General features: G+C 66.7%; 14 protein-coding genes and 1 tRNA gene. 11 read left to right on the top strand and 4 right to left on the bottom strand.

The window, feature by feature from the left end; genetic code table 11:
- Positions 1 to 322: 322 nt before the first annotated feature.
- Complete coding sequence (locus tag TV39_RS00705) at positions 323 to 982, bottom strand: hypothetical protein (protein WP_011690079.1); 660 nt, start codon at positions 980 to 982, stop codon at positions 323 to 325.
- A 241-nt stretch (positions 983 to 1223) separates the two neighbouring features.
- Here TV39_RS00705 and TV39_RS00710 point away from each other — a divergent pair.
- Both TV39_RS00710 and arsA read left to right on the top strand, forming a co-directional pair.
- Positions 1224 to 1296, top strand: a tRNA-Lys gene (locus TV39_RS00710).
- Between the two features lie 116 nt (positions 1297 to 1412).
- A complete protein-coding gene (gene arsA, locus TV39_RS00715; RefSeq protein WP_043476877.1) occupies positions 1413 to 3188 on the top strand; it encodes an arsenical pump-driving ATPase in 1776 nt (591 codons plus the stop codon).
- On the opposite strand, the gene TV39_RS00720 is transcribed toward arsA, so the two are convergent.
- Both TV39_RS00720 and TV39_RS00725 read right to left on the bottom strand, forming a co-directional pair.
- Complete coding sequence (locus TV39_RS00720) at positions 3169 to 3405, bottom strand: hypothetical protein (RefSeq protein WP_043476878.1); 237 nt, start codon at positions 3403 to 3405, stop codon at positions 3169 to 3171. The genes arsA and TV39_RS00720 overlap by 20 nt on opposite strands.
- Positions 3406 to 3438: 33 nt before the next feature.
- The gene (locus TV39_RS00725) at positions 3439 to 3789 is read right to left on the bottom strand and encodes an ArsR/SmtB family transcription factor (RefSeq protein ID WP_043476880.1); all 351 of its coding nucleotides are present in this window, start codon (positions 3787 to 3789) and stop codon (positions 3439 to 3441) included.
- Positions 3790 to 3896: 107 nt separating this feature from the next.
- Between TV39_RS00725 and arsB the strand changes: the two genes are divergently transcribed.
- From arsB to TV39_RS00755, 6 genes are read left to right on the top strand one after another with little or no spacing between them, the layout of a single operon-like run.
- Positions 3897 to 4994: an ACR3 family arsenite efflux transporter gene (gene arsB, locus TV39_RS00730; RefSeq protein ID WP_043476882.1), complete on the top strand. Its 1098-nt coding sequence runs from the start codon at positions 3897 to 3899 to the stop codon at positions 4992 to 4994.
- Positions 4995 to 5017: 23 nt separating this feature from the next.
- Positions 5018 to 5440, top strand: coding sequence for an arsenate reductase ArsC (locus TV39_RS00735; protein WP_043476883.1), 423 nt, complete (start codon positions 5018 to 5020; stop codon positions 5438 to 5440).
- A 36-nt stretch (positions 5441 to 5476) separates the two neighbouring features.
- Positions 5477 to 6454: a thioredoxin-disulfide reductase gene (gene trxB, locus TV39_RS00740; RefSeq protein ID WP_043476986.1), complete on the top strand. Its 978-nt coding sequence runs from the start codon at positions 5477 to 5479 to the stop codon at positions 6452 to 6454.
- Between the two features lie 33 nt (positions 6455 to 6487).
- Positions 6488 to 7873 (top strand): NAD(P)-binding domain-containing protein, encoded by a 1386-nt coding sequence (locus TV39_RS00745; RefSeq protein WP_043476885.1) that lies wholly within the window; start codon positions 6488 to 6490, stop codon positions 7871 to 7873.
- A 45-nt stretch (positions 7874 to 7918) separates the two neighbouring features.
- On the top strand, positions 7919 to 8365 hold the full coding sequence (locus TV39_RS00750) for an arsenate-mycothiol transferase ArsC (RefSeq protein ID WP_043476887.1): 447 nt from the start codon (positions 7919 to 7921) through the stop codon (positions 8363 to 8365).
- A gap of 2 nt (positions 8366 to 8367) precedes the next feature.
- Positions 8368 to 9579, top strand: coding sequence for an MFS transporter (locus TV39_RS00755; RefSeq protein WP_052500447.1), 1212 nt, complete (start codon positions 8368 to 8370; stop codon positions 9577 to 9579).
- Between the two features lie 38 nt (positions 9580 to 9617).
- On the opposite strand, the gene TV39_RS00760 is transcribed toward TV39_RS00755, so the two are convergent.
- Entirely contained in the window at positions 9618 to 10421 is an 804-nt protein-coding gene (locus tag TV39_RS00760; protein WP_043476888.1) for a dioxygenase family protein, read from the bottom strand.
- Positions 10422 to 10509: 88 nt separating this feature from the next.
- On the opposite strand from TV39_RS00760, the gene TV39_RS00765 reads away from it, so the two are divergent.
- The 3 genes from TV39_RS00765 to TV39_RS00775 all read left to right on the top strand — a co-directional run bounded on the left by TV39_RS00765 (position 10510) and on the right by TV39_RS00775 (position 13367).
- A complete protein-coding gene (locus TV39_RS00765) occupies positions 10510 to 11535 on the top strand; it encodes a LacI family DNA-binding transcriptional regulator (protein WP_043476890.1) in 1026 nt (341 codons plus the stop codon).
- Between the two features lie 156 nt (positions 11536 to 11691).
- Positions 11692 to 12528, top strand: a complete 837-nt coding sequence (locus tag TV39_RS00770) for a DUF4397 domain-containing protein (protein ID WP_043476892.1) — start codon at positions 11692 to 11694, stop codon at positions 12526 to 12528.
- 113 nt (positions 12529 to 12641) lie between these two features.
- On the top strand, positions 12642 to 13367 hold the full coding sequence (locus TV39_RS00775; protein ID WP_043476894.1) for a class F sortase: 726 nt from the start codon (positions 12642 to 12644) through the stop codon (positions 13365 to 13367).
- Positions 13368 to 13488 lie beyond the last annotated feature (121 nt).

Raw genomic sequence — 13488 nt, forward strand, 5'->3', positions numbered from 1 at the left:
GACGGCAGGGAGCGGCAGGGAATGTGGCCCTCGGGCCATGTGACTTGACGTTGACCCGCACATGGGGATTACTTTACCGGCAGATCCATGCGGGCATAAAAGTGGTGCCGAACCGGATACGCCTCTCGGCGGTAGGCCGCTCTAGGCGGCTAAATGTTGAAGCCCGGGGGTTTCGCGGTTCGGCACCGGTTTCAGTTTTCTACTTTGGCTGAACCAAGTCAACATTGACAGCCGGGCAGCTCCGTGCGTAACAGTGGAAGACTTGCGCAGCGGGCTCTGTCCGCACGGATGCGTGGCGGGCACGGATGCCTCGCGGGGTGCCTCAGTCCAGTTCGCCCAGCCGCCAGGCGTTGGCCGCGTGCTCCAGGTCCTCGGCGGTCTTCACCAGGAGGTGGGAATTGCGGGTCAGTTTGCTGGCGTGGTTCTCGTTGCTGTGTTCGGCGCCGTCCGCCAGGGTGGCCTGGCCCAGGGCAACCACCCGGCAGAAAGCGGCGGAACGTTCCAGCGCGACGTCGAATTCGCCGTCGAACGCTCCCGAGAGGATGGCGTCCGCCATCGTCTTCATTTCGTCCGCTCCCGGCGGCTCGGCAGCGCCGGCCACCACGTTGGACACCTGCGCCGTGTCCTTGCCGGCCTTGAAGTACACGGAGATCCGCTCGGGGTCCTGGATCGTCGCGGCACGCAGCGCGTAGAGGCGCCACAGGGCGCCGGGCAGCGACCGGGCCGGGCTTTCCGCCCACATCTCGGCGATGGCTTCCAGGCCCTGCTCGTCCGCCAGCTTGACCAGGCGCTTGGTCACCTTGGGATCGTCGCTGTCACGGCCGTGGCGCACCAGCGCCTGGGCGGCAAGGTGCGCAGCCTCGGAGACCCGGGCAGGGTCTGCGCCGCCTGCGAACGGCTCAAAGTCGATGGGCGCAAATGGCTTGGGCTTGTGATGCCGGTTTGCACCGCCGTAGGGCTTGGATCCAGCTTGCTCGCTCATGCCCCCACGCTACTCCTGTGCAGTTCTGTTATCGAGCTTGCCGCCCGGCGGCTTATGGAGTATTAGGGGGACGCTTGAGCGCCATTGTTCGCGTGAGGGCGCCGGGTGTAAGGCACGACGGCGCCGCGCGCCGTTGTGTCAAAGCTGCCCCCGGCGTGGGGTACAGTATTTAACGTCCAGAAATGGACTGGGCTGACAGTTAGTTTTGTGCGCTTTCGCGCACATTCGCGGCAGTCAGCTGGGGCCTTTAGCTCAGTTGGTAGAGCATCGGACTTTTAATCCGTGGGTCGTGGGTTCGATCCCCACAGGGCCCACTCTTTTAGCGAAGAGTGGAAAACCCCCGGCTTCCTGGTGACAGGAGGCCGGGGGTTTTTGTTGTCCGGGCCGGTTGGCCCTTATCCGCATCGACCATTGTCGATATGCTGGCCGGGTGAAGTTTCTCGAGAACGCCCCCCGCTTCCTGTTTTTCACCGGCAAGGGCGGCGTGGGCAAAACCTCCGTGGCGTGTGCAACAGCGCTTTCCCTCGCCAAGGCCGGTCAGAGGGTCCTGCTGGTCAGCACCGACCCCGCGTCCAATGTGGGGCAGGTCTTCGGCGTGACCATTGGGAACACCGTCACTGCCATCCCGGATGTACCGGGTCTCTTTGCGCTGGAAATTGACCCGGAGCAGGCCGTCGAAGCCTACCGGGAACGCATCATCGCGCCCGTCCGCGGACTGCTGCCCGAGAGTGAACTGGCTGGCATCGCCGAGAGCCTCTCAGGTTCGTGCACCACGGAGATCGCCTCCTTCGACGAATTCACCAACCTGCTCGCCGACGACAGCTTCTACGGCGAGTATGACCACATCGTCTTCGATACTGCACCCACCGGCCACACGATCCGCCTGTTGCAGCTGCCCGGCTCGTGGACCGATTTCCTGGCGGCCGGCAAGGGGGACCCGTCCTGCCTGGGCCCGCTGTCGGGGCTCGAGAAGCACAAGCAGGTATATGCCAAGGCGGTCCGGGCCCTCACCGACCCGGCGAGGACGAGGCTTGTGCTGGTCAGCCGTGCGCAGACATCGTCGCTGGGCGAGATCGAGCGGACCTACCTGGAGCTCAACCAGATCGGGATCGGTAGCGGCTACGTGGTCTTAAACGGCGTCCTGCCGGAAGCGGCCGGCGAGGAGGAACTGGCGCTGGCCCTGCGGGCGCGGGAGGCTGCGGCCATCGGGGCCATTCCCGAGGCGGTCGCCGGCCTGCCCCGCGATGTCCTGGACCTGAAGCCGGGCAATATGGTCGGCATTCCGGCGCTGGAGACACTGTTTGCGGCAACTTTCGGTGCCGGCGTCACAGGTTCCGGCACCGGTGACGCAGCGCGGGTCCCGGAGGTTGAGGACGCCCCTCTTGCTGCGCTGGTGGACGAAATAGAGCTGGATGGCCACGGCCTCGTGATGTGCATGGGCAAGGGCGGCGTCGGGAAGACCACGGTGGCGGCCGCCATCGCGGTGGCCCTGGCCAGGCGGGGTCATGCAGTCCACCTCACCACCACTGACCCGGCGGCGCACCTTACCGAAACGCTCCACGGCTCCATTCCGGGCCTGAAAGTTTCCCGCATCGATCCGGAAGCGGCCATCCAGGAATATCGCAACCACGTGATGGAGACCAAGGGCCGGAACCTGGACGATGACGGACGCGCTGCACTGGCCGAGGACCTGATGTCCCCGTGCACGGACGAGGTGGCTGTGTTCCGACAGTTCTCCAGGGTGGTGCAGGAATCCCGCCGGAACTTTGTGGTGATAGATACGGCGCCGACCGGCCACACGCTGCTGCTCCTGGATGCAACGGGTTCGTACCACCGGGAGATTGCCCGTCAGGTTGGCGCCACAATGGGGTTCGTTACCCCGCTCATGCGGCTTCAGGACCCGGCGCAGACGAAGGTTGTCCTGGTCACCTTGGCCGAAACGACGCCTGTGCTGGAAGCCGTGGAGCTGCAGGATGACCTGGAAAGGGCCGGGATTCACCCGTGGGCCTGGGTGATCAACAACTCGATCGCCGCCGCACACCCGCAAACACCGTTCCTTCGGGCCCGCGCCGCGAACGAGATCGAACAGATCACGAAAGTGCACACCCTCACGGACCGGGTGGCCCTCATTCCGTTGCTGCCCGAAGAACCCGTTGGTGAAGGTAAATTGGCGGGGTTGACCGCCCTCAGCTCCCAGCCTGCCTGAGGGTCAGCATTGCTTCGATGTCCCGGGCCGTGGCGTCCAGCCGGGCGATCGTATCGCGCTGGATCGACCGCAGGTACTCGGCGTCCGACTCGCCGTCCTGCACCCAGTCCTCGTCTCCGGGTGAATCCATCGCCTGGCGCGTGTTGGCTGTCGCGATCCTGATGTTTTCCAGCATCGCGTGCAACCGGTCCTCGATGGCGGGGGTCTCGGCGTTCATGGTTTCCTCCTTGGTTGCGGTCGCGTCGTCAGCTCACAGGGACGCCAGAAGGCCAGCCGCCTGCTCCAGGGCGCCCGGAACGATGGAGTAGTAGGCCCACGTGCCGCGCTTCTCGCGATGCAGCAGGCCGGCGTCGACCAGGATCTTAAGGTGATGGGACACGGTGGGCTGCCCCAGGTCCAGTGGCTCAGTGAGATCGCAGACGCAGGCCTCCCCGGACCCGCCGCTCTTGACGATGGAAAGCAGCCGCAATCTATTGGGATCGGACAGGGCCTTGAACACGAGGGCCTTGCGCCGGGCATCCTCAGCGCTGAGGACAGGCTGACCGGACGGCGCGCAGCAGGCCTCGTCGAGGGCCGGCTCAACAGTTTGCAGAGAATTCATGCGTCTATTATGCACACAGATTGACATTCATCGATATAGTTGGGAATACTTCATATCGACAAACATCAATCTTTCGCAGAGCAGCACAAACGCAGCACAGGAGTCCCGTGAGAACCCAGACCATCCCGTCGCCCACTCGTGGAGGCGAGGCCGCCGTCGTCGGCAAACTCTCCACCTTGGACCGGTTCCTGCCGGTATGGATCATCGCCGCCATGGTCCTGGGCCTGCTCCTGGGCAGCTTCATTCCGGGCCTGAACACCGCACTTGAGGCAGTCAAGGTCGGTGAGGTGTCGCTGCCGATCGCCATCGGCCTGCTGGTGATGATGTATCCGGTGCTGGCGAAGGTCCGGTACGACCAGGCCCACCGGGTCGTCGCGGACCGCAAACTCATGATCACTTCGCTGGTTCTCAACTGGGTCCTCGCCCCGGCATTCATGTTTGCCCTGGCCTGGATCTTCATCCCGGACCTGCCGGAATACCGGACCGGCCTGATCATCGTGGGCCTGGCCCGTTGCATCGCCATGGTGATGATCTGGAACGACCTCGCCTGCGGCGACCGGGAAGCCGCCGCGGTGCTGGTGGCCATCAATTCCGTCTTCCAGGTCATCGCATTCGGCGCGCTGGGCTGGTTCTACCTGCAGGTGCTGCCATCCCTGCTGGGCCTGCCGACCACCAGCGCTGACTTCTCCTTCTGGGCCATCACCGCGTCGGTGCTGATCTTCCTTGGAATCCCGCTGCTGGCCGGCTTCCTCACCCGCACGATCGGAGAAAAGGCCAAAGGCCGCGACTGGTATGAAGACCGCTTCCTGCCCAGGCTGGGCCCCTGGGCGCTGTACGGGCTGCTCTTCACCATCACCCTGCTCTTCGCCCTGCAGGGCGGTACCATCACTTCCCGCCCGCTCGACGTGGTCCGGATCGCCCTGCCCCTGCTGGTCTACTTCCTGGTGGTCTTCGGCGCCGGCATGCTGATCGGAAAGAGGCTGGACCTGGGCTACGCAAAAACCACCACCCTGGCCTTCACCGCCGCGGGCAACAACTTCGAGCTCGCCATCGCCGTGGCGATCGGCACCTTCGGAGTGACCTCCGGGCAGGCCCTGGCCGGCGTCGTCGGCCCCTTGATTGAGGTCCCCGTCCTTGTTGCACTGGTTTATGCAGCCCTCTGGGCCCGCAAACGCTACTTCACGCCCAGCCCCCTTTCCGTCTAACCCACACACTTCAGGAGAACCCCATGAGCACCGAAGCCGCCAAGAAGCCCTCCGTCCTGTTCGTCTGCGTCCACAACGCAGGCCGCTCCCAGATGGCCGCGGCGTTCCTCACCACCCTCTCCAAGGGCGCCATCGAGGTCCGCTCCGCCGGCTCCCAGCCCGCGGACAAGGTCAACCCGGCCGCTGTCGAGGCCATGGCCGAACTGGGAATCGACATGTCCGCCGAGATCCCCAAGGTCCTCACCACGGAGGCCGTGAAGGAATCGGACGTGGTGATCACCATGGGCTGCGGCGACACCTGCCCGATCTTCCCCGGCAAGCGCTATGAAGACTGGGAACTCGAAGATCCGGCCGGACAGGGCGTGGCTGCCGTCCGCCCCATCCGGGACGACATCAAGGCCCGCATCGAGGACCTCATCGCCTCCCTTACTCCCGCCGCCAAGTAACCGCCCGAACCTAGGAGACCTTCCGTGAGCACCGAAGTGAGCACCCAACAGCTGATCATCATCGGATCCGGCCCTGCCGGCTACACAGCGGCCATCTACGCCGCCCGCGCAGGCCTGAAGCCCCTGGTCCTTGCCGGCTCGGTAACAGCCGGCGGCGCCCTGATGAACACCACCGAAGTGGAGAACTTCCCGGGCTTCCCCGCGGGTATCCAGGGCCCTGAACTGATGGACGGGCTCCAGGAGCAGGCGCAGCGGTTCGGCGCGCAGGTAGTGTTCGACGACGTCACCGAAGTGACGCTGACCGGACACCTCAAGCAGGTGGTCACCGGCGCCGGAGACATCCACGAGGCACCCGCAGTCATCCTCGCGACCGGCTCTGCGTACAAAGAGCTCGGCCTGCCCGAGGAGAAGAAGCTCAGTGGCCACGGTGTCTCCTGGTGCGCCACCTGCGACGGTTTCTTCTTCCGCGACCAGGACATCATCGTGGTTGGCGGCGGCGACTCCGCCATGGAGGAAGCCACCTTCCTCACCCGCTTCGCGCGGACCGTCACCGTGGTGGTCCGCAAGGGCGAACTCCGCGCCTCCCGCATCATGGCGCAGCGCGCCAAGGACAACCCGAAGATCAGCTTCGCCTGGAACTCCGCCGTCACCGCCATCCACGGCGACCCCAAGGTCACCGGCGTCACACTGACAGACACGCGGAACGGCGAAACCCGCGAACATTCCGCAACGGGCATCTTCGTGGCGATCGGACACGTGCCGCGCACCGAACTTGTCGAGGGCCAGGTTGACCTCGACGCCGAGGGCTACATCAAGGTGGATTCGCCCACCACCGTCACCAACCTGACCGGTGTGTTTGCCTGCGGGGACGCCGTGGACCACCGCTACCGCCAGGCCATCACCGCCGCCGGCACCGGGTGCGCCGCCGCCCTTGACGCCGAACGCTACCTCGCCGCCCTGGATGATGCGGACAGTATCGCGACCGCCCTGGTCGAAGAACCAACCCACGCCTGAACCGCCACCCCACCGGATGAAACAGAGGACACCATGGCTGTAACCACACCCCTTCCCGTAGCTGTCATCGGAGCCGGGCCCATCGGCCTCGCCGCGGCAGCCCACCTGATCGAACGCGGCCTGGAGCCGCTGATCCTCGAGGCCGGCGCCACCCCCGCCGCAGCCATCGAGCAGTGGCGCCACATCCGGCTCTTCTCCCCGTGGCAGTACAACACCGACGCTGCCGCCGTCCGCCTGCTCGACACCGCCGGTTGGGAAGCGCCGGAGCCGACGGCGCTGCCCACCGGCGGCGAACTCATCGACCAGTACCTCACCCCGCTGGCTTCCCTGCCCGCGATCGCGTCCCGCCTGCACACCGGCGCCCGCGTCGTGGCCGTAACCCGGCAGGGCATGGATAAAACCCACAGCCGTCACCGGAACGCCACACCCTTCCTGGTCCGGGTGGAACATGCCGACGGGGAAGTCCGCGACTACCAGGCCGCCGGTGTCATCGACGCCTCCGGCACCTGGTCCACCCGCAACCCGCTCGGAACCTCCGGACTGCCCGCCCTTGGCGAGGCTGAGGCGGCTGCCCGCATCTCGTCTCCGCTGCCGGACGTCCTGGGCCGCGACCGCGAAACTTTCGAGGGCCGCACAGTCGTCGTCATCGGCGCCGGCCACTCCGCCGCCAACACGCTGCTCAACCTCTCCGAACTTGCGGTCCGGGCGCCCGGCACGAAAATCGTGTGGGCCATCCGGGGTTCCTCCGCCGCCAAGGTGTACGGCGGCGGCGACGCCGACGGCCTCGCCGCCCGCGGCCAGCTCGGCAGCCGGCTCCGCAGCCTCGTCGAGTCCGGCGCCGTGGAACTTCACACGGGGTTCGGCATCGCCGCCCTCGCAGCTGCCGGCGGCGCCGTCACCCTGACCTCCACGGACGGCCGCACCCTCGAGGCCGACGTCGTGGTGCCTGCCACGGGCTTCCGCCCCGATCTGGGCATCCTCCGGGAACTCCGGCTGGAACTCGACCCCGGTGTTGAAGCCCCGCGTGAGCTCGGCCCGCTGATCGACCCCGAATTTCATTCCTGCGGCACGGTGGAACCCCACGGCGCCAGGATGCTGGCCCACCCGGAGGAAGATTTCTACATCGTCGGCATGAAGTCCTACGGCCGTGCCCCCACCTTCCTGCTCGCCACCGGCTACGAGCAGGTACGCTCCGTCGCCGCTGCCCTGGCAGGGGACCGGAAGGCGGCCGACACCGTCCAGCTCGAGCTCCCCGAAACGGGTGTCTGCTCCTCCGATATCGGCACCAGCTGCGACATCCCCGCGGCCCAGCCCGCAGGTTTTGTGGCCGAAACCTCCGGCGGCTGCTGCGGAACGCCCGAGCCGGTCCTCGTCGGATTCCCCACGGGCCTGGCCCACGGCCGTTCCGGCGAAAACTGACCTCCTTCCCATGCTTTCGTCAACCGACCCCACCGGAGTGCAAACATGACTGACCACCCTGAACACGGCCTGCACCTGCAGGACAAGAAGCCCAGCGTCCTGTTCGTCTGCAGCAAGAACGGCGGAAAATCGCAGCTTGCCGCCGGGCTCATGAACCAGCTCGCTGCCGGGACCGTCACGGTGTACTCCGCCGGCACCAAACCTGGCAAGTCGCTGAACCCCCAGTCCGTGGACTCGCTGGCAGAACTCGGCATCGACATCTCAGGTGAACACCCCAAGCCCGTCTCCGACGAAGTACTGGACGCGGTCGACGTCGTCATCGTCCTGGGCAACGAGGCAAAAGTCGAAGCCCCAGAGGGAAAGCGGCTCGAGGTCTGGGATACGGACGAGCCCTCGGAGCGCGGAATCGAAGGCATGGAGCGCATGCGCCTGGTCCGGGACGACATCAGGGCCCGTGTCCGGAAGCTGTACGCGGAGCTCACCGGGAACTGACAGTGACCGCGCCCGCTCCCGCCCGGGTCCTGGTCGCGGAGGGTGCACCACGCGGCGGCCTCGCTGCGTTGTGCATCACCCAGACCATCGGATGGGGCGTGCTCTATTACGCTTTGATCGCTGCGGTCCGCCCCATCAGCCAGGACACCGGCTGGGGCGCGGCCCTGGTGACGGCGGCCTTTTCCGCCGGGCTGCTGGTCTCCGCCATGGCCGGGATCTTCGTCGGCAGGATCCTCGACCGGTCCGGGCCGCGCACACTGATGATCGGCGGATCCATCATCGGAGTGCTGGCCCTGGGCATAGTTGCGGCGGCGCCGAACCTGCCCGTGTTCTTTGCGGCCTGGCTTCTTGCCGGCATCGCGCAGGCAGCCGTGCTGTACCAGCCGGCCTTCACGGTGATCAGCCGCTGGTACGGGCCCGCCCGTCTGCGGCCGCTGACTGTACTGACTCTCGTCGCCGGATTCGCCTCCACCATTTTCGCGCCGGTCACCGCAGCCCTGACGTCCGCGTTCGGCTGGAGGGGCGCCTTCATCGTCCTCGCCGGCGTCATGGGACTCATTACGGTGCCGCTGCACGCCCGGTACCTGAACCGGGACTGGGCTCCGGCCGCTACCGGGCCACTTGTGACGGACCAGCGGGATGCAGTGCGCACCATCCGCCGCAGTGGTGAATTCCTTGGCCTGCAGGCACTCATGGTCCTGCTGTGCCTCGTTCTTTACACCGTGACGCTGAATATCATCCCGGTGTTGATGGAAAAGGGGGTCGGTTACGCCACGGCCGCGCTCGGGCTCGGCCTCGTGGGTGCCGGGCAGGTGGGCGGACGGTTGGTATTCTCCGCCATCCCCGCCGGTGCGCGGCTGCCGGTCATCACCGGTACCGCCGCCGCCTCCGCCTTGCTTCTCGCCGCCATTCCCGGACCCGCGCCCGCACTGGTGGCCGCCGGGATGCTCGCCGGCGCCGTCCGCGGGTGCCAGACCCTCCTCCAGGCCACCGTCGTGGCTGAGCGGTGGGGAACACAGCATCTCGGCTCTTTGCAGGGATTGTTCGCGGCACCGCTGACGGCAGTCACCGCCATCGCCCCGGTTGCCGGACCTGCGCTCGCAGCCTGGCTAGGAACCTATACGAACATGGCCTACGCCACGGCTGCCGCCACCGGGACCGCCGCAGTCATCGCCGTCGTCGCTTTTCGACGAACACCGACAATCCCCGCCTAAGTCCGCTGCGGGTGAGCCGGCCCCGCCGCGGGCACCTGCTACTTAGACGTGAGCGTCCACGACCGCTTGGACAGGCCGAACCAGAAGCCGTCGATGGCTGTTTTTGCGGCGAGATCGCCGGACTCGTAGGCCGCACCGAGGGCTACATAGAGCGGTGCCCAGTGCTCGCTGCGCGGATGTGCCTCGCGGGCGGCCGGGGCCTTGTGCAGGAAATCCAGGATGGAGTCGACGTCGCCGGCCGCCATGGTTTCCTCTGCCCAGTGGTCAAATTCGCTCGACACTGAGGGTGGCGTGGTGTCCGGGCCGCCGGCGGGGTTGAACCAGCGCAGGTTGTGCGTAGTGAAGCCTGAGCCAACAATGAGCGTGCCGCGGTCACGCAGCGGCGCCAGCGTCTTGCCCAGGTTGAACAGGCCCTGCGGATCCAGGGTGGGCATGGACATCTGGAGGACGGGGATGTCGGCTTCCGGGTACATCTCCACCAGCGGCACGTAGGCGCCGTGGTCAAGCCCGCGGTCTTCGTCGCGTTCCACGTGGTGGCCGTGGGTGGAAACAAGCTTCTCCACTTCGGTGGCGAGTTCCGCCGCCCGGGGAGCGTCGTAGCTGACGTCGTAGTACTTCTGCGGGAAGCCCCAGAAATCGTAAACCAGGCCCGGGTTCCGCGTCGTGGCACTGAGGGTCACGGGCGCGTTTTCCCAGTGGGCGGACACCATCAGGATGTCCTTGGGCTTGCCGAAGGTGCCGGACCAGGCGCTCAGTTCGCTGGTCCAGCGGGCGTCGTCGGCCAGGGGAGGGGCGCCGTGGCTGAGGAAGAGAACCGGCGGGCGTTCAAGTGTTTGTGTCATGACTTCATTCTAGAAGCTTTTACTTGAATCTTCAACCATTAATTTGAGTGCGTTCGTGGATGGCCGCAGGCTCGCGCACAATAGCTTCATGGCCAACAGCAGCGAGCGGCGCCTTCCGCGACTTGAAGATGTAGCGGAACGCGCCGGCGTCTCGCACCAGACGGTATCCCGTGTCATCAACAACCACCCCAACGTCAGCAAGCCGACCAGGGAGCGCGTTGAGGCGGCCATTGCCGAGCTGGGGTACCGGCGGAATACCGCGGCCCGCAGCCTGGTGACGCGGCGCTCGCACACCATCGGCGTCCTGGCCAGCGAACTGTCCCAGTACGGGCCCGCCAACACCCTTCTGGGAGTGGAGCAGGCCGCCCGCGATGCCGGCTACTTCGTGAGCATCGCGGCCATCCGCGAGGTCAGCGCGGAATCGATCGCCGACGCCGCGCGCCATTTTATGGACCAGGGCGTTGATGGCATTGTGGCCCTGGTACCGCACGCCGGAACCCTGCAGGCCTTGGAGAAGCTGAACCCGGACGTGCCCGTGGTGGTGGTGGGTTCCAGTGGTGAAGGAAGGTTCAGCGGCGCCATGGTGGACCAGCGGATGGGCGCGCGGCTCGCCGTCGAGCATTTAATCGAGCAGGGCCACAGGCGAATCGGGCACATATCCGGGCCGCAGGACTGGATTGACGGCTCCGAGCGGGCCGAAGGCTGGCGAGAGGCCCTGGCGCAGGCCGGGTTGGCGGACGACCTTCTCGTTGAGGGCGACTGGAGCGCCGGCAGCGGCTACGGCATCGGCCGGAAGCTCGCCGTCGAGCGAACGGCCACGGCGCTGTTCGTGGGCAACGACCAGATGGCGCTGGGGCTGCTGCGGGCCTTCGGCGAGGCCGGTGTGCGGGTGCCCCAGGACGTGTCCGTAGTGGGGTTTGACGACCAGCCGGAAGCCGGCTATTTCACGCCGCCGCTCACCACGGTCCGCCAGGACTTCGAAGAGCTGGGCCGTCGCTGCATGGACATGATGCTGGCGCTGCTGGAAGACGGTGCGGCAGCGGGAACCACTGTAGTGGAGCCCGGGATGGTGCTGCGCGCAAGCACTGCCCGGCCGGTCGCTCATCCCGGCTAACAGCCCTTTCCCGACGGCAGGCCGGGCACTGTGTCATGGCCTGCCACAAAACCTCGGAAGAAATTTCCATGCATCTGCATCCAGATTCGATGCTGCGCCGGTAGTTAGGGGTGTAAGCAAAATTGCCCGCCAGCCGGGCCGATGAAGGAGAAGGACATGCGCAGAAGCATTTTCACAGCCGGCGCCGGAGCAGCGGCAATCGCGGCAGCACTCGCTCTGGCCGGCCCGGCCCAGGCGGCCGAAGGGGACGCCCAGCTTGCAGTGCTGCACGGCGTTCCCGGGCTCACCGTGGATGTCTGGGTCAACGGCGACCGTACCCTTGACGATTTCGCTCCCGGGACCCTCGCCGGGCCACTCTCGCTACCGGCGGGTGCCTACGAACTCGCCATCACCGCCTCGGATGCCGCCGATGCGTCGGCTCCCGTCATCGGTCCTGTCACCGTGACGCTCGCCGCGAGCGGAAACTACACCGCCGTGGCCAACCTCGATGCGGCAGGCAAGCCCACCGCGAACTTCTTTACCAACGACGTCTCGCAGATCGCGGCGGGCAAGGGCAAGCTGACCGTCCGGCATGCCGCTGCGGCGCCCGCGGTAGATGTTCTGGCCGGCGATGCAGCCGTTGTGTCCAACCTGGCCAACCCCGCCGAACAGACTCTCAGCCTGGACCCCGCAACCATTTCCGCGGCAGTGGCGGCGACCGGCACCACCGCACCGGTGATCGGCCCTGCTGACCTCACTGTCGCCGAAGGCACACACACGATTGTCTACGCCTGGGGCAGCCTGGCGGACAACAATCTCCAGCTGGCCGTGCAGACCATCGAGGGGCTGCATTCCTCGCCGGGTTCGGTGCCGGGAGCCCGTGACGGCTCGTCCGGGACATCGCCGGCAGGACCGGCCGTCGTCACGGTCGGGTTCGGAGCTGCCGCCCTCGCCCTGCTCCTGGGCGGCCTGGGTGTAGCCCGCACCGTGGCCGCTCGGCGCGCAGGCCGGTAAGGCAGGGACATCAGCAAGGGGGCCGGCCGTCCGATGCGAGTCGGCGGCAGGGCCCCTTCCCCAGCAACCAACGCTGCAAGCCCGGCCGGCGCTTGCCGCGGGGAAGGCCGGACATGAAACCGGGCACCACGACGGCGGCGGCACCCCGCCGTCGTAAATCCTCTTTGAAGCAGGCTGCGGCTGTGACCGCAGCCGCGCTGCTGCTCACGGCGTGCGCTCCCGCGATTCCCTCCGCGCCGGTTCAACCACCGACGGCGGCGGCCACGGGCGAAGGTACTTCGCCGCCTGCTGCTCCGTCCCCTCCTCCCGCAACGCCCGATGCCCCGCAGGGCCCTGCCCGCAGGGAGGGATCCATCCCGCAGCGGCCGGCCACCCTGCCGGCAGTTGCCGCGGCGGTGCCGGTTCCGGCATCGCTCACTGTGGCCGGAACGTCCATCGACATGACAGTGGTGCCGGTGGGGGTCTCGCCTGATAAGGCCATGGAGATCCCGGAGGCATTCGACCAGGCCGGGTGGTACAGGTTCGGGCCCGCTCCCGGAGCCGCTGCCGGGACAGCCGTGATCGCCGGGCACGTGGACACAACCTCCGAGCGGGCGCCCTTTTCGCAATTGAAAACACTGGGAGCGGGAGCGTCGGTCCAGGTGGGACGCCTGGGCGCGCCCGCGCTGAACTACCGGGTGGTCAGCGTGGAACTGATGGCCAAAGACAGCTTCGATGGCGATTCGCTGTTCCGCCGTTCAGGTCCGCACGAACTCAAGGTGGTCACCTGCGGCGGCAGGTGGCTGCAGGAACGAATGGACTACAGCGACAACGTGATTGTCACTGCGGTCCTGGAGTGAGCGGTGCTCCATTCCCGGTTCCGGAACCAACTCCGCAGCGGATCTCCCGAGTCTGTTGACTTTCTATTTGTTAGCGCTAACAATTAAGAGCACCGCAGAGCGGCGGAAACTATTGGAGGAA

The sequence above is a fragment of the Arthrobacter sp. SPG23 genome, assembly GCF_000876655.1.
Classification (GTDB): domain Bacteria; phylum Actinomycetota; class Actinomycetes; order Actinomycetales; family Micrococcaceae; genus Arthrobacter.

Excerpts from the sequence above, each read along its gene's own strand:
- TV39_RS00705 (WP_011690079.1), bottom strand. The coding sequence starts at position 982 with ATGAGCGAGCAAGCTGGATCCAAGCCCTACGGCGGTGCAAACCGGCAT.
- TV39_RS00720 (WP_043476878.1), bottom strand. The coding sequence starts at position 3,405 with ATGAACGCCGAGACCCCCGCCATCGAGGACCGGTTGCACGCGATGCTG.
- TV39_RS00725 (WP_043476880.1), bottom strand. The coding sequence starts at position 3,789 with ATGAATTCTCTGCAAACTGTTGAGCCGGCCCTCGACGAGGCCTGCTGC.
- TV39_RS00735 (WP_043476883.1), top strand. The coding sequence starts at position 5,018 with ATGAGCACCGAAGCCGCCAAGAAGCCCTCCGTCCTGTTCGTCTGCGTC.
- TV39_RS00745 (WP_043476885.1), top strand. The coding sequence starts at position 6,488 with ATGGCTGTAACCACACCCCTTCCCGTAGCTGTCATCGGAGCCGGGCCC.
- TV39_RS00750 (WP_043476887.1), top strand. The coding sequence starts at position 7,919 with ATGACTGACCACCCTGAACACGGCCTGCACCTGCAGGACAAGAAGCCC.
- TV39_RS00760 (WP_043476888.1), bottom strand. The coding sequence starts at position 10,421 with ATGACACAAACACTTGAACGCCCGCCGGTTCTCTTCCTCAGCCACGGC.
- TV39_RS00765 (WP_043476890.1), top strand. The coding sequence starts at position 10,510 with ATGGCCAACAGCAGCGAGCGGCGCCTTCCGCGACTTGAAGATGTAGCG.
- TV39_RS00770 (WP_043476892.1), top strand. The coding sequence starts at position 11,692 with ATGCGCAGAAGCATTTTCACAGCCGGCGCCGGAGCAGCGGCAATCGCG.
- TV39_RS00775 (WP_043476894.1), top strand. The coding sequence starts at position 12,642 with ATGAAACCGGGCACCACGACGGCGGCGGCACCCCGCCGTCGTAAATCC.